The organism is Acinetobacter pullicarnis (genome assembly GCF_006352475.1).
GTDB classification, from domain to species: domain Bacteria; phylum Pseudomonadota; class Gammaproteobacteria; order Pseudomonadales; family Moraxellaceae; genus Acinetobacter; species Acinetobacter pullicarnis.
Genome location: NZ_VCMZ01000001.1, coordinates 1469974 through 1491134, shown reverse-complemented (window position 1 = coordinate 1491134; position 21161 = coordinate 1469974). Strand labels below are relative to the sequence as shown.

Here is a 21161-nt window from a genome sequence, read left to right as displayed (position 1 = left end):
TTTATGCAACAACGTGTCATCGTCGGAATGTCAGGTGGTGTAGATTCATCTGTTTCTGCAGCACTTTTACTTCAACAAGGCTATCAAGTTGAAGGACTTTTCATGAAAAACTGGGAAGAAGATGATGGAACGGAATACTGCACTGCCATGGATGACTTAGCAGATGCACAAGCAGTTTGCGATAAAATTGGCATCAAACTCCATACGGCAAACTTTGCGATGGAATATTGGGATCGTGTCTTTGAGCATTTCTTAGCAGAATATGCCGCTGGTCGCACTCCAAACCCAGATATTTTATGTAATAAAGAAATTAAATTCCGTGCCTTTCTCGATCATGCCATTCACTTGGGCGCAGATTTTATTGCGACAGGACATTATGCACGACGCGGTGCCTCAAGTCTCAATAGCAAAGGGGAGCAATATGCACCGCTATTGCGTGGTCTTGATCAAAACAAAGACCAAACTTATTTTTTACATGCCGTACATGGCCGTGAAATTGATAAAACCCTGTTCCCTGTTGGTGAAATCGAAAAACCAGAAGTGCGCAGAATCGCAGAAGAATTAGAGCTCGCAACCGCCAAGAAAAAAGACTCTACCGGTATTTGCTTTATTGGTGAACGCCGTTTCAATGATTTCCTTAAACAATATCTACCTGCTCAGCCAGGAAAAATCGTCTTAGACGATGGTAAAGAGATTGGTGATCATAATGGCTTAATGTACTATACCCTCGGACAACGTGGTGGCATTGGCATTGGCGGTCTAAAAGGTGCTGAAGAAGGCGCTTGGTTCGTGCTCTACAAAGATATTCCGGGCAATCGTTTGGTGGTTGGTCAAGGTCATGAACATCCATTAATGCAAAGTACTGAGCTTTGGAGTGAACGCATTGACTGGGTCGCAGGTGAAAGTAATATTCCAGCAACAGGGTTACGCTGTACAGCCAAAACCCGTTATCGCCAACCGGATCAAGCCTGTACCATTTTTCAAGATCCAGCACATGAAAATGGCGTACATGTTGTGTTTGATGAAGCGCAGCGTGCCGTAACACCGGGACAAAGTGTTGTATTCTATCTAGATGAAGTTTGTTTAGGCGGTGGCGTAATTCATCACACCAACGTCGCTAAACCCCATTTTGTATAAAGGACATTAGGCATGGTTGAGTTATTCCCTTTTCAACAGCCTCAGACTCTGAACGATCGTCAAAATCGTGCTTTGGCACTGGCCGCTGTGTTCCAAGCAACACAGCTCACCCACATGACTGCGATTTCAGGGCGACAAGGTACAGGTGAAAGTGGCAATTTCTATTTTGAACATCTGATCAAAGCCAGCTTGAACATTCGTGCTGCGGAAAACTCTTCTAGCCAAACCATGGATTTCTTTAATCAGCTTGCTGATATTTCCCTAGGCCTCAAAACTCTAGAAAGCAGTATCACCCATCCCTTTAACCCATCGCCCAAATCAAAACTCCCCAAAATGGCTGATGCCAAGCTTCCAATGACCTATGCCATGTCACTGCTAGCCTTGGAAAAAAAGGTTTATCGTAATCCCGAATTCGTCGAAATCATTGAACAATCTCAACAGAAAATCCTAAAACAGCTTTCCTTCTTCGACAATAACTATACCCATCCCAGTATTCTTGCCAATTTAGCACAAACCTATATCGATACTGCCGGACAGATTAATCCGCGGATTATGGTGCGTGGTCATGCTGAGGCATTTAAAGATAGCGCACACACCAATCGCATCCGTGCCACTTTATTTACAGGGCTACAAATGGCGCATTTATGGCGTCAACTTGGTGGCAGTTCATGGAATATGATTTGGAGTAAACGTAAGTTACTCCAAGACATTCAAGCACTCGCTCGCTTACAGTATCAGGTGGTTTAAGCAGGATACTGCGGGCATATTTTGAAGTTAATTGCACAGTTTAGGACAGCAATATGAATGCTTTAACAGCACTATCTCCACTCGATGGACGTTACGCTAGCAAATGTGATGCCTTGCGCCCATTTCTTTCTGAATTTGGTCTCATTCATGCACGTGTAACGGTTGAAGTTCGTTGGTTACAAGCATTGGCCAAACATCCTGAAATCCTTGAAGTTCCAGCTTTTAGCGCGACAACAGACAGCGCACTTGATGCCATTGTGACTGAATTTTCAGAAGCAGATGCCAATCGCATTAAAGAAATTGAACGTACCACCAACCACGACGTAAAAGCGGTTGAGTATTTTCTAAAAGAAAAAATTGCGCATTTAAGTGAGCTAAATGACATTGGTGAATTTATTCACTTTGCCTGTACCTCAGAAGACATCAATAACTTGTCACATGCTTTAATGCTCAAAAGTGGTCGCGAGATCATGAACAACAGCATGCAAAGCCTCATTGATGCCATCGTACATTTGGCTGAAGTGCATGCGGATCAACCGATGCTGTCACGTACCCACGGTCAAACAGCAAGCCCAACCACTTTAGGTAAAGAAATGGCGAACGTGGCGTATCGCCTTGCACGTCAAGTCAAACAGTTCAATCAAGTTGAATTGCTTGGCAAAATCAACGGTGCTGTTGGTAACTACAATGCCCACCTTTCTGCTTACCCAGATTTAGATTGGGCTGCGCATGCACAAAACTTTGTGGAAAGCTTGGGTTTAAGCTTCAACCCATATACCACGCAAATTGAACCGCATGACTATATGGCTGAATTGTTTGATGCGCTCCGTCGTTTCAATACGATTTTGATTGATTTTAACCGTGACGTTTGGGGTTATATCTCACTCGGTTATTTCAAACAGAAACTTAAAGATGGCGAAGTGGGTTCTTCAACCATGCCACATAAAGTTAATCCAATCGACTTTGAAAACTCAGAAGGTAACCTTGGGATTGCCAATGCAATCTTGGCGCATCTTGGTGAAAAACTCCCAGTTTCTCGCTGGCAGCGTGATCTGACTGACTCCACTGTATTGCGTAATATGGGTGTTGGTTTTGCACAAAGTTTAATTGCTTTTGATGCATGCTTAAAAGGTGTGGGCAAGCTTGAACTGAATGCGAACCGCATTTTAGAAGATTTAAATCAAGCACAAGAAGTTCTGGCAGAGCCGATTCAAACGGTAATGCGTCGCTACAATGTTGAAAAACCATACGAAAAACTTAAAGCACTGACTCGTGGCCAAGCCATGACTCGTGACATGATGGTTGATTTCGTCAATGGTGATGAACTGCTACAAGTCCCTGCAGCGGATCGTGCGCGTTTGGCTGAAATGACGCCTGCAAGCTATACCGGTAATGCAGCAGAACAAGCAAAACAAGTAAAAGCCTTGATTGCTAAACTTTAAATCAATCTGATTTGGTTTCACTGAATCGTTAAAACCAAGCTTCGGCTTGGTTTTTTTATGTTCCTATTTTGCACAAATCGCTATAAAATCCTTTGAAAATTGAAACTTAAGAACAGCATGCTTGACTACAAATTCCAGCTTAAACACTTGCTTGTACTGGCGGTATTGGCGATTGCGATTATCATCGCCAGTATTAATCCCTTAGAATTTTCAGACTACTTGTTGCATCAACTCGGTACGCTATTGATGTTGATCGCCCTATTTGTCTGTCAACGCAAGTACGGTCTCAGCTTTTTTAGCTTCTGCTGCTACCTATTTTTCCTGTTAATTCATGTGATTGCAGCGCACTATTTATATTCTTATGTGCCTTATAGTGAATGGACGCAAAACCTGTTTGGCTTCAACCTCGATCAACTGATGGGTTGGCAGCGCAATATGTATGATCGACTGGTCCATTTTAGCTATGGCCTGTTGCTCTATCCATTTTTCAATCGTTTATTTGAATGTTGGTTGCCCAATATCACCACATTTCAGCGCAGCTTATTGGTGATTCAATTTGTGATGGCAACCAGTCTGATCTATGAATGGATCGAATGGGCAATCGCGCTTCACCTCTCCCCAGAAGATGCTGAAAACTACAATGGCCAACAAGGCGATATCTGGGACGCACATAAGGATATGTTTGTCGCGACTATCGGTGCCTGTTTTGCTGGCTTCATTCATTGGGGCTACGGCATTATCGCGACAAAGAAATAACCCCTTTGCGACACAGCTGATTAGAGATCCGTAAAATGGATCTCCTGATAGCGTTCGCGATAAGTGGATTCATCAAAAATTTTCTCAGAGGTGATCTCAAGCATCATTTTTTCTTGGAATGCAATTTCTTGCGCTAAAACACCATTCCAATAGCTCGGATCATCTGAAAAGTTTTCATAATAATCGAGGACTTCAATAATACTACTGAACAAGCCAATCAGGTTTTGCGCGTCATGCTGATCGGATAACAGCATAAAAAAGCCATCGAGTGCCATGGTTTCAAGCGCTTCCAACTCCTCATAACCATGCTCAGAATCATTGGCATATTCATCGACAAGGGCATTGGCCTGTTGAATTTTAGCTTGATAATCGCTTAGCTTGTTTTGCGCAATATCTACTAAGATTTGCTGCTGATCTAGCTTGATTTGATAGTGTTTTTCAACCGTTTCTTTAAAGTAAGGCAACTTAAGATAAAAGCTAAAAATTGCAGCGACGAGGCTTTTACGCTGCTGTACTGACGACTGTTCAATGGCGCGCTTTAACGCAAAGTGATGCTGATTGATTATTTGTACGATATTCATAACACGACAGCCCTTTGAAAAAATTCCCCCACCTTTTTAAAGGAGAGGGAATTTTAAAATTTTATAGTGATTCACTTAAAGACTTTTAACAATCGGCTTAAGGACACTGTTAAAGCTTAGGATCTCGAAGTTGAACCAATGACTGATTGGCCTTGGCTAAACTTTCAAATACTTTATTCATGACCGATGGTACAAGACCATCCGCCAATTGGGCAGCTTGAAGACCCAGTTTCTCACCCAATGTCGGTTTACGACGGGTTTGAATCACGTAGACATCATGCTGTGTCAGTAGACCCAGTAAATATTCATCTGAGGTTTGTAGTTTATCAATCAGGTTTAAATCAAAGGCATCTTGACCATACCAATGCTCGCCTGTTGCCACTTTTTCAACATTGAGTTTTGGACGATATTTTTCAATAAAGTGTTTAAACAACACATGGGTTTGTTGCAGTTCTTCTTCAAACTTCTGCTTACCTTCTTCGGTATTTTCACCAAACATGGTGACAGTACGTTTGAATTGACCCGCAGTATATAACTCAAAATCGACATGATGTTCTTTTAACAGGCGATTAAAGTTTGGCACCTGTGCCACTACACCAATCGAACCAATAATCGCAAAAGGTGCCGCCACAATTTCACTACCAATGCACGCCATCATATAGCCACCACTAGCAGCGACTTTATCGACACAGATGGTCAACTGAAAGCCTGCATCACGCAAACGCACCAATTGCGCTGCTGCAAGGCCATAGCCATGCACCATGCCACCTGGGCTCTCTAAGCGCAGAATCACACGGTCACGCCCAGCTTTGGCCGTTGCCAAAATCAAGGTAATTTCTTCTCTGATATTCTCTACTGCTGAGGCTTGCATATCCCCTTTAAAGTCCAATACATAAACTTTTTGATTGTTTTTTCTGCGTACCCGACTTTCTTTGGACAACTGTTGACTAAACTGCAGCAATTCAAATTTAGAACAGGTTGTCTGTGCAATTTTTTTTCTTTGCTCATTCACACGTGCATTTAAATGGCTGATACGAATTTCAGCAGGGAGTTTGGGCAGATGAAATAACATAAATGATTTTTACTCGTAAATATGCTTATTGTCTTTAGATTAGGCTGTTCCTATTTAATTTCAATATGATTTTCATTTTAATTCACTTAAAAGCAAAAAAGAGCCATTCGGCTCTTTTCTATGTAATATCAAATATTAACCGAATCGGCCCGTAATATAGGCTTCGGTAAGTTGATGCTCAGGTTGGGTGAATACTTTTTCAGTTGCATTCACCTCAATCAAATCACCCAGGTGGAAATAAGCAGTACGATCAGAAACACGTGCAGCTTGTTGCATTGAGTGGGTCACGATCGCAATGGTGTATTGATGTGATAGCTCTGAAATCAACTCTTCAACTTTTGCCGTTGCAATTGGATCAAGTGCCGAACAGGGCTCATCCATCAAAATCACTTCTGGGCTCACCGCAATGGTTCGTGCAATACACAAACGTTGTTGTTGACCACCAGATAGACCCGTACCCGGTTGATTGAGACGATCTTTGACTTCATCCCACAGCCCTGCTTTACGCAAGCTGTTTTCTACAATTTCTTCCATATCGTATTTATCACGTGCCAAACCATGCAGTTTTGGACCGTAGGCGACATTGTCAAAAATAGATTTTGGAAATGGGTTTGGCTTCTGGAAAACCATACCGACTTGTGCACGAAGTAACACCACATCGAGATTCGGATCGTAAATATCCTGATTATCTAAGGTGACTTTGCCCGTAACGCGGCAAATATCGATGGTGTCGTTCATGCGGTTCAGCGTACGTAAGAAAGTCGATTTACCACAACCTGAAGGGCCAATAAAGGCAATCACTTCATTTTCGTAGACTTGTAAATCGATCCCTTTAATTGCCTCAGCATCTCCATAATAAACATGGACATCTTCTGCACTCAATTTAACCGTCGTATTCTTCTCTTTTTTATTTGAAGATGGCGTATCAAATTGTGAAACAAAAGAAGTACTTTGGCGCTTAGGCTCGGACTCAGTCGCTGTAAATTGTGAGTGATCTTGGTTCACGGATTTGCCCTTTTCTAAGGAATTTTTAGTTTCAACAATATTCATATAGTGTGCCCTCTTTTACCAACGCACTTCAAATTTCTTACGTAACCAAATCGCAAAGCTATTTAGTCCAATCATCAGTGCCAGCAATACAATAATTGCAGCCGCTGTTCGCCCTTCAAAGAAGTTGCGTAATTCATTGCCCTGCCACAAGAAAACTTGTACTGGCAATGCCGTTGATTGGTCTAAAGGAGACATTGGAACATTGGCAACAAATGCACTCATACCAATTAACAGCAATGGTGCAGTTTCACCCAAAGCTTGTGCAACCCCGATAATGGCACCGGTTAAAATCCCAGGTAAAGCCAATGGCAATACATGGTGGAATACCGTTTGCACTCGTGAGGCGCCAAGACCCAGTGCGGCTTGACGAATAGATGGTGGTACCGCTTTAAGTGATGCACGCGTGGTAATAATCACCGTTGGCAAAGTCATTAGACTTAATACTAAACCACCCACCAAAGGCGCTGAAATCGGTAAATGCATCCATCCAATAAAGATCGAGGCACCCAATAAACCAAATACAATCGAAGGAACAGCTGCCAAGTTATTGATATTGACTTCAATTACATCGGTTAGCCAGTTTTTCTTGGCAAACTCTTCTAAAAAGACCGCACTGGCGACACCAATTGGAATCGAGATAAAGATCACGATCAACATCATGAACAAAGAGCCCATGAATGCACCCGCCAAACCTGCCGTTGCTGGAGAGCTGCGCGAATCTGGATTGGTAAACAACTGCATGTTAAAGGTACGTTCAAGTAAACCCTGATCGTGCATCTGATCAACCACTTTACGCAATTCAGGACTGAGTTGCTGTTGCTGATCTGGGAGTGTGCGATCAATATTGCCAGCCACCCAAACATCGACATTTGCATCGGCTAAAAACTTAACATTGACCGTTTTACCTAACAATGCAGGATCATTGAATAGCATGTCACGTAGGCGATATGCTTCTGAACTGGTATAGATACTACCAAGTTCATCACGATCTTTTGCCAATGCTGGATCTTTCGCAATCATCGCATTCACAATCATGCTATCCCAATCGACCATACCAATTTTGGTTTGCCAATCAATATAGCGCTCTTGATACTGTGCTGGAGATTCATCCTTGGTTTGTACTGGCTTCGGACCGACATCAATAATCTTCGGATCGAAATAAACTGGAACTGAAACGCTCGCCTGCCAAAAAGCCGGTAAACCTTTATATAAAATACTACTGAATAGCAAGGCCACGAAAGCCAGCCCAATCATCACCGCACTAAAACCAAAGATGCGGAAGGTTTTTTCTTTACGATGACGCGTTGCCAATGTTTTTTGAATTGTAGCCTTACGCTTTTCACGCAATTCAGCTGCGGCGCGAGGATCGAATGTATTTTGACCCGCTGAAGATGAATTTGAGGTACTCATTCGTATTGCTCCCGGTATTTACGCACAATAAACAGTGCAACAATATTTAGGCCTAAGGTGATAACAAACAATGTTAATCCCAAAGCAAATGCAACCAAGGCCTGCGGGCTTGCGAAATCTGTATCCCCTGTCAATTGATTGACAATGGTGATGGTGACGGTTGATACCGCTTCGAGTGGATTAACGTGCAACAAAGGACTATTCCCTGCTGCCAAGACCACAATCATGGTTTCGCCAATCGCACGAGAGGTTGCCAATAAGAATGCGCCAATCACCCCTGGTAATGCTGCTGGCATTACTACACGGCGTATCGTTTCTGACTTGGTTGCCCCTAAGCCTAAAGAACCATCGCGTAATGAACGTGGAACTTGAGTAATAATGTCGTCTGAGAGTGACGATACAAATGGAATAATCATAATGCCCATCACAAAACCCGCGGTCAGTGCACTGGTTGCATTGATATTAACCCCAACCGTATCGCCAATAAATTTGAAGAACGGACCAACCACCATTAAGGCAAACACACCGTAAACAATGGTCGGAATCCCCGCCAAAATTTCAATAATCGGTTTTGCCCAAGCTCTAAGGCGTGGTGACGCATATTCTGCTAAATAAATGGCAATCATGAGACCGACAGGCACCGCCACCAATAAGGCGATTACACTGACCATCAATGTGCCCCAAAGTAATGGTAGCAAACCATAACTTCCTTCAGCATTCCCCGAAGTGCTGAAGCCTGGATTCCACTCAGTACCGAAGAAGAAATCCATTGGACTCACAAAATTGAAGAAGCGCATGGCTTCACTAAACATTGACATCACAATGCCAATGGTGGTTAAAATCGCCACGCCTGAGCACAATGCCAAGGCCAAATTAATGGCTTTTTCAACTTGATTACGTGCGCGATATGATTGGCCAACTTTCTTTTTTGCCCAAATTAAGCCTAACAATGCTGCACAAAACACAACTGCGATTTTCGCAAATGTGCCAACGGTTTGAAATTTTTGTAATTCAGCTGCTGCTGCGAGTTCATATACTTGTGCTTGGTCACTTACCCCAAAACCAGATGCAATTGATTTGACACGCTCAACCATGACTTGCAGTTCAGATGGATCTAGCGATGCAACTACATTTGCAGGGATATTATCAAGAACCAAGTGTTTTAAAATATTCGGTTCAACTAAATTCCAAACAACCAAAATAAGAAATGCTGGTATACCACACCACAATGCGACCAACACGCCGTAATATCCTGGACGCGAGTGCAATGCAGCAGAGTTACGTTCTTTACCAGCGATGTTTCGGCTTTTTCTGAGTCCAATTTGATATGCAATTGCTACAAGAGCCAATAACACACCAATAAGTAGCAGATTCATGTATTCCCCAATGTGTTTTTTCACTTATTATTTTTGAAAAAACGCTGCTTAGCACTAAAGGCTGATGGTAGTCGCCCGCCATCAGCCACGGATTTACTTAAGTTATTTTACACCTTGACCTGCTTTGAATGCTGCAAGTACCTTGGCACGTTCAGCATCAGACATTGAGATCAAACCTGCTTTATCAAGTTTAGAACCCTTACCTGAAACTTTTTTACTCAAGAAGTATTCAGTGAATTCTGGCAGACCTTTGATTGATTTCAAATGCTCGCCTTTCACATAGAAGTATAGCGGACGAGATACTGGGTAAGTACCATTCAGAACAGTTTGCTCAGAAGGTGAAACATTATTTACTGATGCTACGCGTAATTTATCGCGGTTTTGATCATAGAAGCCTAGACCAAAAACACCCACTGCGCTTGGCGAAGTTTTTAAACGTGCCAATGTTTCAGTGTAATCACCCGCAATTTCAATTACTTTTCCGTCTTTACGGAAAGTAGAACAGGCTTTTTTCTGTGCATCTTTGTCTAATTTTTTGAAGTAATCATAAGATTCACAACCAGCTTCAACCATTTTCTCTTGGAACACTTCACGCGTACCGTGGTTAGATGCAGGAATGACCAAAGTAATTGGTTCATTTGGTAATGAACTATCAATTTGATTCCAACGAGTATATGGGTTTGGAACTAACTTACCATTTGAAGGAAGTTCTGCAGCCAATGCAGCAAATACGTGTTGTGGTCTTAATTTATACGCAGCTTTGTTTGCGTTAGATGCAAACACAATACCGTCGTAGCCAATTTTAATTTCTAATACCTTGTTCACGCCAGCTTTTTTACATGCAGCAATTTCTGTATCTTTTATTTTGCGTGATGAGTTAGCGATATCAATGGTGTTATCACCAACACCCGAACAAAACTGTTTTAGACCTGCAGAACTACCACCCGAACCAACAACAGGCGCTTTATACTGCGGGAAAGTGTTACCAAACTCTTCAGCAACAATACTTGAGAATGGCAGTACTGTTGAAGATCCAGCAATTTGGATGGTCTCACGAGCTGCGTTCGCTGTACTTGCAACAGCTGCCCCTGATACGACTAAAGCAAGTGCGATATTATTTAAGCGCATTCTTTTCTCTCTTAATTACTCATGAAGTGATGTCGAGTAGCATCATTTTTGTAATGATGTCTCTAAGTTCAATGCATTGTGATTTTAAAATATGACAATGAGGTGACAGTTGTGTGACGCTTTTATGATGTATTTTAAATGACCCTTCACCACAAAACACCTAACAACCCTCAAATACAAAAAAAGACATGAAACTTTAAATAATACCAATACTAATCAATTGCTTATGATAAACAAAATAAACCAAAGATTAAAATACTTATGCCTTCACTTTCGTTCGCACGCATTGTAAATTGCAAACTTTTTATCGAGAAAAACTTAGCTGCAGGTAGAGAGCATGCTTATAACGATTAGATTTCTTAGGCTATTTTCAGCATTTTTTTAAATATTGCTGTGGAATACCATCTTCCATTAAAAACAAATACGGTTTTAGCTATGCCATTTCAAATCGTTTAAAGTTCAATCAGAATCAATTGTCATGTTTAACATCTTCGATATTAAACAAGCTTACAACATCGTGCTGAATGCACCACCTATTTAACTCGCCTCTGCTTTAAGGCACCGCTTAAACTTGCGCCTCTCAATAGGCCTTCGCTCCACCCTCACATCTTCAGACAAAAAAAGGCCGCCGAAGCGACCTGGAGTAAAACAAAATTTAATTGCAACGCAAGCTTTTAGTGTTCTGGCGTCACTTCACTCACTTGATTACTGACTTTTTTAACTTTGATGCAGTAAACAATACTCAGTGCAATCAACCAAATTGGAATTAAATAAACAGCCAGTCGCATACCATCAGTTAAACTCATCACCAACAAAATAAAGAACATAAAGGCGATGGTTAAATAGTTAGTCCATGGCGTCCAAAAGGCTTTGAATGAGGTTTGATGATTGGCAGCACGCATTGCTTTGGTGAATTTCAAATGGGTAATCGCAATCATCAACCAGTTGATCATCAGTGCAGCAACCACCAACATCATCAAGAAACCAAATGCTTCACTTGGCATCATGTAATTGATCACCACAACCAATGCGGTCACTGCTGATGAGATCAGCACAGCATTCATTGGAATACCACGTGTATTCACTTTGGTTAAGAATTTGGGTGCATTGCCCTGTTCTGCCAAACCATGCAGCATTCGTGTATTACAATATACACAGCTGTTATAGACCGACACTGCCGCAATCAACACCACAAAGTTCAATACGTTGGCAACCCCATTACTATCAAGCGAATGGAAAATCATGACAAATGGACTACCGCCTTCTGCAACTTGATTCCAAGGATATAAACTGAGTAGGATCGTAATCGCACCGATATAGAAAATTAAGACACGATAAACAATTTGATTGGTGGCTTTCGGAATTGATTTCTTCGGATCTTTGGTTTCAGCCGCGCTAATCCCAATTAACTCTAATCCACCAAAGGCAAACATGATTGCAGCCATCGCCATCATAAACCCTTGTGCACCATTCGGGAAAAAGCCACCTAGTTGCCATAGGTTCGATACACTCGCTTGGGGACCTGCTGTTCCGCTAAACAGCAAATAAGCACCAAAAGCAATCATACTCAAAATGGCAAAAATCTTAATCAAGGAAAGGACAAACTCCGTTTCACCAAAGAAACGTACGTTGATCAAGTTAATCCCGTTAATTAAGACAAAGAAAAATAATGCAGATGCCCACGTCGGTAACTCTGGCCACCAAAATTGCATGAAGGTTCCAATGGCACTCAGTTCCGCCATGCCCACCAACACATAAAGCACCCAGTAATTCCAGCCAGACATGAAGCCTGCCATTCTGCCCCAATACTTATGTGCAAAATGGCTAAATGAACCACTCACAGGCTCTTCAACGACCATTTCACCAAGTTGGCGCATAATTAAAAATGCAATGACACCTGCCAAGGCATAACCGAGAATCACTGAAGGACCAGCCAATTTAATGGTTTGTGAAAGCCCTAGAAATAATCCTGTGCCAATTGCACCACCCAGTGCAATCAGCTGGATATGACGATTCGTCAAATCCTTCTTTAAACCGTTAGATTTCTCAATTTCCATAATTTTCCCTAACTTGCTATAAATTCCATTACAGCATTTTATCATTCATATAAACAGAACTTTAAAGCCTTGTTCCTGTTTTTATCTCGCTTGCATGTGCTTCCTTTACTCAGGTTAGTTATGCTTAAAAGATTATTCACCACTACAGCACAAAACCGACAGCATCCATTTCATCTATACAAATCAATTATTTATTTGATTCTACTTAGGATGGAGTTTGACTTATACGTTTTGCATTGAATCATAACTCAACACAAAAGATCGTCATGTATGCGCGATCAGCTTATTTTCAACCCTATGCAAATCTAGCTAACCAAGTTTTCTATACCAATTTATTTTCCAAACATCCTCTGTTTGGCACACTTGAATCCTAACTGCTGACGTTTAAAAATACAATATAATTCCATGTATTTCTACATCTTAATTAAAAACAAATACACTTCGAATTGAAGAAAGAATTGTAATTTACTTCTCAATGCTAATCTAAATTAAGTGTTTTGAATGCATTATTTGAGCCGATAATCACACGACTTCATTCCAGTGATAGCAGATAAAATAAGACTGACGATTTCGATATCTCAAAACTACGGTCCAAGAAAAAAACAAAAAACTTTTTACTTGTAATAGATGATATCTAAATCGCGCGTCTTAAATCATGTTGTTTACTAAACAACCCACTAGAATGCAATCGCCTTTTTATATTCGGTATCTTGCTGAGGATGTTTCAGTTTTTGATAGGTCATATCACCATAATCATAACGTGCAACCAAATCTGCAAATTTGGTTAGATTACTTGGTGCATCCATTGCAGCTAGCTTTAACTCGACCACGGCAAGATTGGGATGCTCAGAAAGTTGCGCTAAAGTGTCTTTGAGCTCAGCTAAATTTTCGACCATAAATGTATCGTATTGACCTTGACCATTAAAGACCTTAACCATCTCGGTATATTTCCAGTTTTGAACATCGTTATATTTCGCGTTCTCACCTAAAATCAGACGTTCAATGGTATAACCGCCATTGTTTAAAATAAAAATAATCGGCTTTAGGTCTTCGCGAATAATAGTTGACAACTCTTGCATGGTCAGCTGAATCGAACCATCCCCAATAAACAGCACATGACGTCGTTTGGGTGCAGCGACCATACTGCCGAGCAATGCTGGTAAGGTATAACCAATTGATCCCCAAAGTGGTTGTGAGATATAGCGGGCTTGTTTCGGTAAACGCATACTCGATAACGCAGAATTTGACGTGCCTACCTCACCAATAATCACATCATCATCACGCAAGAACTGCCCCACTTCTTGCCACAATTGCAAGTGTGTCAATGGACGTTTTAACTCTTCTTCTGCAGGTACAGGAGTACTCGCGGCCAGTGGTGCCGCTAAAGTCGGTTTAGAGACTTTACGCACAGCAACCTGATCAAGCAAATTGCTTAACAGTTCTTGAATTTCAATCCCAGGGTAGTTTTCTTGATCAATCGTGACATCATATTGTTTAATCTCAATATAATGATCTGTATTAATACGATGAGTAAAGTAAGCGGAACCAACATCACTAAAACGCACACCAATCCCAATCAAGCAATCTGACTGTTCAATCAACTTTCTGGTTGCTGCAGGCCCCACAGCACCGACATATACGCCGGCATATAATGGAGAGGATTCATCCATGGTGTTTTTGGTGGTATTTAAACACGCATAAGGAATGCCACATTTTTCTGCAAGTTGTCCCAGCAATGTCGTCACTTGGAAGGTATGTGCATCATGATCAATCAGTAATGCAGGATTTTTGGCTTGGCTAATCTGTTCGCTGAGTAACTGCACAACATGTGCAAGCACCTCTGGATCACTTTTCGGTTTAGACAAATCTAGTGTACGACCATCGACATCGATTTTGACATGCGTAATATCAGAAGGAAGTTGGATATAGACTGGACGACGTTCAATCCAACATTGACGCAATACCCGGTCAATTTCAGCAGCAGCATTTGCAGGGGTAATGCGCGTTTGAGCAACACTGAACTCTTTCATACAATTTAAAATATTTTGATAATTGCCATCAACCAAGGTGTGATGCAGTAATGCGCCCTGTTCTACAGCGTGTAATGGCGGTATACCAGAGATCACCACAACAGGTACTTTTTCTGCATATGCGCCCGCAACGCCATTGATAGCACTGAGATCACCTACACCATAGGTGGTGAGTAAAGCACCAAAACCATTGATACGCGCATAACCATCTGCGGCATAGGCTGCATTTAATTCATTACAATTGCCAATAAATGCCAATTTAGCATCTGCTTCAACTTGCTCTAAATAACTTAAATTAAAGTCACCTGGCACACCAAAAAGATGCTGTACACCAAGCTCAGCCAGACGCTGATTTAAATAACAACCAATCTCAATAAACATTTCTACTTCCCTGCAAAATAATTGTTGTTATAAACAGAATAGGTCAATTCATTTTGTATATTCGTGCATAATAGAGTCATAAATTTAAAAAAATGCACAGAATGTGTATCGCAAAGGAATTTCATGCAATGGATAAGTTTGATTGGCAAATCATTCATGCGTTACAACGCAACGGTAGGCTCACCAATCAAGAAATTGGCGATTTGATTGGCCTTTCTGCCTCTCAATGTTCCCGCAGAAGACAAGTGCTTGAACAAAAAAGTATTATTTTAGGCTACAGTGCAAGAATAAATCCAAATGCGCTTGGAATTTCAATTACCACCATGATTCATGTCAACCTCAAGAACCACGGCGCCAATCCCAAACACGCCATACATGATCTGATCGAAAATGAAGATCAAATTCTTGAGGCCTTTTCTTTGAGTGGTGATGCCGATTTTATTTTAAAAGTGGTTGCTGAAAATCTTGATCATCTGTCAAGTTTCATTAGTGAGAAACTATTGGCTTGTGCGGATATCAGCCACATTAAATCCTATATTGTGCTGAAAAAGTTTAAAGAGCAAAATGAGATGCTGGTGAAAACCAAATAGCTCGACAGTCGTATTCAAGCATAACTCCCAAACTACTCTAGGACGAAAAATTTGCATAAAAAAACTCAGCCCTAAGACTGAGTTTTTTTATGCATTCATGCTTAGTCAATTGCGGGGACGTACGTCCCTTGTTGAATGGCATCTTTAATGCGGTCTGACTCGGCCAAAACCAAATCGAGCAAGGCTTTAACGTTGTCCAATGTTGCCACTGGGCTTAACGTTGTCATTTTCAGTGATTGAACCTGACCGACGCGGGTTACACCAATATTGGCTTCTCCACGTGCAAACAATTCATCTGCAATGTTCTGGTTCAAACTATCTAAAAATTCAGCAGGATAACCCGCTGGTACCACACGGAATAGCACCGAAGCAAATTGTGGCTCAAGCAACAATTCGAGATCGGCTGCAGACTGAATATAATCTGCAACTTCACGGGTGAGTTTCACCCCATGATCGATCATTGAACCATAAAGCTCTTCACCTAAGGCTTCAACCGTCATCCAAAGTTTTAATGCATCAAAACGACGTGTGGTTTGCAATGATTTAGACACAAGGTTTGGCACCCCGTGTTCTTCATCATAAGCTGAGTTTAAGTACTCAGCTTCATAGTGCATAAAGCGATAATTTGCTTCATCTTTTAATAAGAACGCACCACAAGAAATGCTTTGGAAATAATGCTTATGGAAATCCAAAGTTACTGAATCTGACAATTCCAATCCATCTAACATCGAACGGAAATCATTCGACAGAATCAGTGCGCCGCCCCATGCTGCATCAATATGCATCCAGGTGCCATATTGATTGGTGATGTCACGTACTTGTTGCAGTGGATCAATGGCACCAGCATCGGTTGTTCCCGCAGTCGCAACCACGCATGCCACAATTTTTCCTTCAGCATGAAGGTGTGCCATGGTTTTTGCTAAAGCATCGACGTCCATTTGCGCACGATCATTGACCGGAACAGTGACCACAGACTGGAAACCCATACCCATCATTGCCATGTTCTTTTGCACAGAAAAGTGTGCATTTTCAGAACAAATAACTTTGACGTTTTTCATGGCATCACTTGGAATACCATCACGCTGTACAGACCACGGTTTACCGTTCTCGTCTTTCCAGTTTTTGGCAATACAAGCATCACGTGCCAAAAGCACGCCCATGAGGTTCGACTGCGTGCCACCTGAGGTGAATACGCCCGCCTGACCTGCACCATAGCCCACTTTCTGGCGTAGCCAATCAATCAACTGCACTTCCATCAATGAACCCGCTGGGCTTTGATCCCAAGAATCCATTGATTGGTTGGTGGCGTTGATCAATACCTCTGCAACCTGACTGGCAACCATGGTTGGACAGTGCAAATGTGCAAGAGAATGTGGGTGATGGACTTTTAAACTTTTATTCAGAAAGAGCTCAACCAAGCGATTCAGCGACTGCTGCAAACCGAGGCCTTGCTTTGAGGGTTGAAAAGAAATCGCACTGCGAAGTTCTTTAATACTGCCACCCGTATACATTTTATCGTTATGCAACCATGCAGAGACGGCATTCACCGCCTCTCCCATTGCCGACTCATAGTCAGCAATGGATTGGGCATCGTTGCAGAGCAAAGCTTTACGATGTTCTGCAAAATCAACCATATTACGCGCCTCGAACTGCGACTAATGCTTCAGCAACGGCTTTCTTAAAGCGCACGATCACTTCAGCACACTCTTCTTGAGTGATAATGAGCGGGCAAAGTAAACGAATTACTGTACCGTTACGACCACCTTTTTCAAGCAACAACTGATTGTCAAAGCAAGCGGTTTGAATAGCAGCAGCCAATTGTGAATCGGCAGGATAAGCACCCAAATGATTCGGCTGTTGACGTTCATCCACAATTTCCACGCCAATCATCAAACCACGACCGCGAACGTTGCCAATACATGGCAAGTCTTTGGCAAGATTTTTCAATTCAGCTTGCAAGAAATCACCGCGTTGTTGTGCATTTTCAGCTAACTTTTGCTCGCGGATAATGTTGAGCGTCGCTAAACCCGTTGCCATCGCCAATTGGTTACCACGGAAGGTTCCGGTGTGACCCGCAGGCTGCCAAGCATCAAATTTACGTTTAATACCAAGCACTGCAAGCGGTAAGCTACCACCTAAGGCTTTAGACATCACCACAACATCAGGCTCAATACCAGCATGTTCATAGGCAAACATTTTACCTGAACGTGCAATACCCGCTTGAACTTCATCAAGAATAAGTACGATGTTGTGTTTTTCCGTCACTTCACGGATTTTCTTCAACCATTTGGTCGGTGCACTAACCACACCACCTTCACCTTGAATGGCTTCAAGAATAACCGCAGCAGGCTTAGTTACACCGCTTTCGACATCTTCAATGAATTGTTCAAAATAATAAGTCAGTGCATCTACACCCGCTTCACCACCGATGCCGAGTGGGCAACGGTATTCATGCGGATACGGCATAAACTGCACGCCTGGCATAAGATTATTCACTGCATTTTTAGCACTGAGGTTACCCGTCATTGCCAAAGCACCGTGAGTCATACCATGATAGCCACCGGAGAAGCTAATCACAGAAGAACGACCTGTATAAGTTTTTGCAAGCTTCACCGCAGCTTCAGTGGCATCTGCACCAGATGGACCACAAAACTGCAAGCAATAGGCTGCTTGACCACCTGGCAAATACGCCAATAATGCTTCGCTAAAAGCATCCTTCAAAGGTGTTGTTAAATCTAAAGTATGTAAAGGAAGACCACTTGCAAGTGTGTCTTGAATACTTTGAACGACCGCAGGATGATTATGGCCTAAAGCCAAAGTTCCTGCCCCAGCTAAACAATCGAGGTACGCTGTACCCTCAACATCGGTAACCCAGCAGCCTTTTGCTTTCGCTATCGCTAACGGTAATTTACGTGGATAACTACGAACATTTGATTCCATCTGACTTTGGCGAGTCAAATAATATTCGTTAGTAGAATTGGAGGCAGGGTTTACAGAAGTAACGCTCATATCGAATTACCATCTCTGATATGGGTTGATAGAAATAAGTCGGGTGACTTGTGGTCTGTTGACTCGGTGCTTTATATAAAACTAATGAGATACGCTGTATAAAGAGATCCCAATAGATAGGAGCGCGATAATACCGTTTTTTCCAGTAAAATATATATGCTTAATGCAGTTATTAACCATTATTTTAATTGGAAAAAACACTGACCTATCACAATAACCTAATTATCATCATACTATGTGACAACACAAAGAAAACCCTCATTTTCAATTGCCTGCTTTTTTAAGTTTTTATTCATCCGATATAATTCTAAACTTAGTTAACAAGCAATTGATAACAAATAACTATTTACAAATACCTGTATCTAAAATATTTTGAACAATGCTACAAACTTACCACAATAGCTGCATCAGTTCTTTATAAGTTATGATTAGCATTATTCCGTCTACTTTCAAATACTAAGGATAACATCATGCGTCTACTTGCACTTTCAGCTCTACTGATTGGTAGCAGCCTTGCCCATACCACTTTCGCGAATACTGAGACGCTCAACTACAATCTTGCCAATATCCAAGCAGAAGCCACTCGCCAAGTTTCCAATGATGAAATGCATGCTGTGCTTTTTATTGAAAAAAATAACAAACAACCTGCGGAACTCGCCGCAGAAATCAATCAATTAATGAATCAAGCCATGACCCTTGGGAAAAAATATCCGCAAGTTAAAGTCAAAACAGGCTCACAAAATACCTATCCAGTGTATGACAATGACAATCGCAAATTAAAAGAATGGCGTGGTCGTGCTGAAGTAAACATTGAAAGTAAAGACTTTAAAGCAGCAAGTCAGCTGATTAGTGAACTACAACAAAATTTCCAAACCCAATCCATTAACTTTAGTGTGTCAGATGAACAGCGCAATAAAGTAGAAAATGAACTGATCACGGAAGCGTCAAAGAACTTCCAGCAACGCGCGCAACTCTTAAGCCAAGCGTGGAACAAGCCTTCATATAACTTGGTGACGCTTAATATCAATACCAATCGCTCGTATGCACAGCCAGTGATGATGATGCAACGCGCTAAATTCTCTTCCGCTGATAGTGCAGGTGGTATGGCGCAAGACGTTGCTGCTGGAGAAAGTAAAATCACGGTGAATGCTGAAGGAAGCATTCAATTTAAATAAGCCCTCCTCTTCCCAACCTTCTCCCCCAACGGGAGAAGGTATTTACACATCTTTTGATATATGGATTACGATTCAAAGCAATCCATCCCAACCTTCCTTTTTCTAAGGAAGGAGCGTTGTGTAGCATATACTAGGCTTTGAATTCCCCAAAAAGTCCCCCTCTTTGGAAAAGAGGGGTTAGGGGAGATTAGGTATTTCTGAAATACAATGAAATTTGCACTCAGCTCTAAATTCCAAATCTAAACAGGACTTAAATATCGTGTATTAAGCTCAAATAGATTACATATCTCGACTAAATACATTTCTTAAATATTTGTGTAGATACCTATGCCAACGGGAGAAGGTATTTTTCCCTATGCCTTAAACCGATTTTTCCAACGTTGGCTATATTGCCAGTTGATTAAGTCGATGCTGTCATCACATTGCAAAAACTCATGCCCATCCTCTAAAGCATCTTCATCTAATTGATAACAGCCCTGCTGTAAATCCGCATAAAACCCCTCAATCAATTGCTGTACAGAATCTGCCACAATCCATGCGATTTCATCTTGTTCATCAATAAAAATAATTTGACCATATTGCCCCTGTGCCGTCGGTGCTAAATCGAGATACAAACCTGCTGCTGCACCATCTCCAACAAATTTAATCCAATTTGAATTGAAAGCATTGTGTGCATCAATGCCTGATTGTGCGCGTTTAAGCCCCACCAACGCATCAACCATATCTGACTTTTTTATATACAGCTCTTCAATCTGTTCAATGCAAAAAAAATCCATGGCATAAAATAGACTGCCACAATTGTCTTGATCACTCAGTCCGTTATGCCATAGATAAAGAGCTTTAAATGCATCTGGTAATGGTTTTGCAATGCGGTTTTCAAGATTTAAAAGCTGCTGGGCGGTTACCCCAGGTTGAAGTGAATCTGCTGCAAGATTGGGGGCATGTTGTCGCAGCCAATGTTCGATCTGAGCTAATGTTTGGCTCACAATACGCTTGTTGGCTGTATTTTCTATATTTTGTTGTAATGTGCTTTTCATACGCATGCTTCGACGTCTTCATTATGAATAATCTAACCAATCTTAAATGATTTTGCTATGTGCCCAGTAAAAAAGCACGCGCTAAAACAAAAGCGCTAAAATATAAAAAACCATGACAATGTTACCATTGCATGGTTTTTTATAATCAAAATACTCATTCGTTCTCTGCCTGGTAGCCCCTAG

At 41.6% G+C, this 21161-nt stretch carries 17 protein-coding genes; 6 read left to right on the top strand and 11 right to left on the bottom strand.

From position 1 onward, the window contains the following. Nucleotides 1–3: 3 nt before the first annotated feature. From mnmA to FD716_RS06565, 4 genes are all read left to right on the top strand, one after another. Nucleotides 4–1137, top strand: a complete 1134-nt coding sequence (gene mnmA / locus FD716_RS06580) for a tRNA 2-thiouridine(34) synthase MnmA (RefSeq protein ID WP_139851545.1) — start codon at nt 4–6, stop codon at nt 1135–1137. Between the two features lie 12 nt (nt 1138–1149). Next, nucleotides 1150–1884 (top strand): high frequency lysogenization protein HflD, encoded by a 735-nt coding sequence (hflD, locus tag FD716_RS06575; RefSeq protein WP_139851544.1) that lies wholly within the window; start codon nt 1150–1152, stop codon nt 1882–1884. 53 nt (nt 1885–1937) lie between these two features. Beyond that, complete coding sequence (gene purB, locus FD716_RS06570; RefSeq protein ID WP_139851543.1) at nt 1938–3326, top strand: adenylosuccinate lyase; 1389 nt, start codon at nt 1938–1940, stop codon at nt 3324–3326. A gap of 117 nt (nt 3327–3443) precedes the next feature. Continuing rightward, nucleotides 3444–4082, top strand: coding sequence for a DUF2238 domain-containing protein (locus FD716_RS06565; RefSeq protein WP_139851542.1), 639 nt, complete (start codon nt 3444–3446; stop codon nt 4080–4082). Nucleotides 4083–4102: 20 nt separating this feature from the next. Here the strand turns inward: FD716_RS06565 and FD716_RS06560 are convergent, their stop codons facing one another. The 8 genes from FD716_RS06560 to FD716_RS06525 all read right to left on the bottom strand — a co-directional run bounded on the left by FD716_RS06560 (nt 4103) and on the right by FD716_RS06525 (nt 15167). Continuing rightward, complete coding sequence (locus FD716_RS06560; protein ID WP_139851541.1) at nt 4103–4663, bottom strand: hypothetical protein; 561 nt, start codon at nt 4661–4663, stop codon at nt 4103–4105. Between the two features lie 109 nt (nt 4664–4772). Beyond that, entirely contained in the window at nt 4773–5735 is a 963-nt protein-coding gene (gene sohB, locus FD716_RS06555) for a protease SohB (RefSeq protein ID WP_139851540.1), read from the bottom strand. Nucleotides 5736–5870: 135 nt separating this feature from the next. Continuing rightward, the gene (pstB, locus tag FD716_RS06550) at nt 5871–6785 is read right to left on the bottom strand and encodes a phosphate ABC transporter ATP-binding protein PstB (protein ID WP_139851539.1); all 915 of its coding nucleotides are present in this window, start codon (nt 6783–6785) and stop codon (nt 5871–5873) included. Nucleotides 6786–6800: 15 nt separating this feature from the next. Then, nucleotides 6801–8195 (bottom strand): phosphate ABC transporter permease PstA, encoded by a 1395-nt coding sequence (gene pstA, locus FD716_RS06545; protein ID WP_139851538.1) that lies wholly within the window; start codon nt 8193–8195, stop codon nt 6801–6803. Further along, a complete protein-coding gene (gene pstC / locus FD716_RS06540; protein ID WP_139851537.1) occupies nt 8192–9571 on the bottom strand; it encodes a phosphate ABC transporter permease subunit PstC in 1380 nt (459 codons plus the stop codon). The genes pstA and pstC overlap by 4 nt, the downstream gene beginning before the upstream one ends. A 102-nt stretch (nt 9572–9673) precedes the next feature. Continuing rightward, nucleotides 9674–10699 carry a substrate-binding domain-containing protein gene (locus tag FD716_RS06535; protein WP_139851536.1) on the bottom strand — a complete coding sequence of 342 codons (1026 nt, stop codon included), beginning with the start codon at nt 10697–10699 and terminating at the stop codon, nt 9674–9676. A gap of 674 nt (nt 10700–11373) precedes the next feature. Beyond that, a complete protein-coding gene (locus tag FD716_RS06530; RefSeq protein ID WP_139851535.1) occupies nt 11374–12756 on the bottom strand; it encodes an amino acid permease in 1383 nt (460 codons plus the stop codon). Between the two features lie 677 nt (nt 12757–13433). After that, nucleotides 13434–15167, bottom strand: a complete 1734-nt coding sequence (locus FD716_RS06525; protein WP_139851534.1) for an alpha-keto acid decarboxylase family protein — start codon at nt 15165–15167, stop codon at nt 13434–13436. Nucleotides 15168–15295: 128 nt separating this feature from the next. Here FD716_RS06525 and FD716_RS06520 point away from each other — a divergent pair, with 128 nt between their 5' ends. Beyond that, nucleotides 15296–15757 carry an Lrp/AsnC family transcriptional regulator gene (locus tag FD716_RS06520; RefSeq protein ID WP_139851533.1) on the top strand — a complete coding sequence of 154 codons (462 nt, stop codon included), beginning with the start codon at nt 15296–15298 and terminating at the stop codon, nt 15755–15757. A 101-nt stretch (nt 15758–15858) separates the two neighbouring features. On the opposite strand, the gene FD716_RS06515 is transcribed toward FD716_RS06520, so the two are convergent. Both FD716_RS06515 and FD716_RS06510 read right to left on the bottom strand, forming a co-directional pair. Beyond that, nucleotides 15859–17391 carry a pyridoxal phosphate-dependent decarboxylase family protein gene (locus FD716_RS06515; protein ID WP_139851532.1) on the bottom strand — a complete coding sequence of 511 codons (1533 nt, stop codon included), beginning with the start codon at nt 17389–17391 and terminating at the stop codon, nt 15859–15861. Between the two features lies 1 nt (nt 17392). Then, entirely contained in the window at nt 17393–18766 is a 1374-nt protein-coding gene (locus tag FD716_RS06510) for a diaminobutyrate--2-oxoglutarate transaminase (RefSeq protein ID WP_139851531.1), read from the bottom strand. A gap of 470 nt (nt 18767–19236) precedes the next feature. On the opposite strand from FD716_RS06510, the gene FD716_RS06505 reads away from it, so the two are divergent. Further along, on the top strand, nt 19237–19941 hold the full coding sequence (locus FD716_RS06505) for an SIMPL domain-containing protein (protein ID WP_139851530.1): 705 nt from the start codon (nt 19237–19239) through the stop codon (nt 19939–19941). A 353-nt stretch (nt 19942–20294) separates the two neighbouring features. Here FD716_RS06505 and FD716_RS06500 read toward each other — a convergent pair whose 3' ends face one another. Further along, nucleotides 20295–20984, bottom strand: coding sequence for an SMI1/KNR4 family protein (locus tag FD716_RS06500; RefSeq protein WP_228714920.1), 690 nt, complete (start codon nt 20982–20984; stop codon nt 20295–20297). Nucleotides 20985–21161 lie beyond the last annotated feature (177 nt).

What these genes read in the sequence shown, in the direction of transcription:
- sohB (WP_139851540.1), bottom strand. Translation starts at nt 5,735, where the DNA reads ATGTTATTTCATCTGCCCAAACTCCCTGCTGAAATTCGTATCAGCCAT.
- FD716_RS06560 (WP_139851541.1), bottom strand. Translation starts at nt 4,663, where the DNA reads ATGAATATCGTACAAATAATCAATCAGCATCACTTTGCGTTAAAGCGC.
- FD716_RS06505 (WP_139851530.1), top strand. Translation starts at nt 19,237, where the DNA reads ATGCGTCTACTTGCACTTTCAGCTCTACTGATTGGTAGCAGCCTTGCC.
- purB (WP_139851543.1), top strand. Translation starts at nt 1,938, where the DNA reads ATGAATGCTTTAACAGCACTATCTCCACTCGATGGACGTTACGCTAGC.
- hflD (WP_139851544.1), top strand. Translation starts at nt 1,150, where the DNA reads ATGGTTGAGTTATTCCCTTTTCAACAGCCTCAGACTCTGAACGATCGT.
- FD716_RS06565 (WP_139851542.1), top strand. Translation starts at nt 3,444, where the DNA reads ATGCTTGACTACAAATTCCAGCTTAAACACTTGCTTGTACTGGCGGTA.
- FD716_RS06510 (WP_139851531.1), bottom strand. Translation starts at nt 18,766, where the DNA reads ATGAGCGTTACTTCTGTAAACCCTGCCTCCAATTCTACTAACGAATAT.
- pstA (WP_139851538.1), bottom strand. Translation starts at nt 8,195, where the DNA reads ATGAGTACCTCAAATTCATCTTCAGCGGGTCAAAATACATTCGATCCT.
- FD716_RS06500 (WP_228714920.1), bottom strand. Translation starts at nt 20,984, where the DNA reads ATGCGTATGAAAAGCACATTACAACAAAATATAGAAAATACAGCCAAC.
- pstB (WP_139851539.1), bottom strand. Translation starts at nt 6,785, where the DNA reads ATGAATATTGTTGAAACTAAAAATTCCTTAGAAAAGGGCAAATCCGTG.
- FD716_RS06515 (WP_139851532.1), bottom strand. Translation starts at nt 17,391, where the DNA reads ATGGTTGATTTTGCAGAACATCGTAAAGCTTTGCTCTGCAACGATGCC.
- FD716_RS06520 (WP_139851533.1), top strand. Translation starts at nt 15,296, where the DNA reads ATGGATAAGTTTGATTGGCAAATCATTCATGCGTTACAACGCAACGGT.
- FD716_RS06530 (WP_139851535.1), bottom strand. Translation starts at nt 12,756, where the DNA reads ATGGAAATTGAGAAATCTAACGGTTTAAAGAAGGATTTGACGAATCGT.
- mnmA (WP_139851545.1), top strand. Translation starts at nt 4, where the DNA reads ATGCAACAACGTGTCATCGTCGGAATGTCAGGTGGTGTAGATTCATCT.
- FD716_RS06525 (WP_139851534.1), bottom strand. Translation starts at nt 15,167, where the DNA reads ATGTTTATTGAGATTGGTTGTTATTTAAATCAGCGTCTGGCTGAGCTT.
- FD716_RS06535 (WP_139851536.1), bottom strand. Translation starts at nt 10,699, where the DNA reads ATGCGCTTAAATAATATCGCACTTGCTTTAGTCGTATCAGGGGCAGCT.
- pstC (WP_139851537.1), bottom strand. Translation starts at nt 9,571, where the DNA reads ATGAATCTGCTACTTATTGGTGTGTTATTGGCTCTTGTAGCAATTGCA.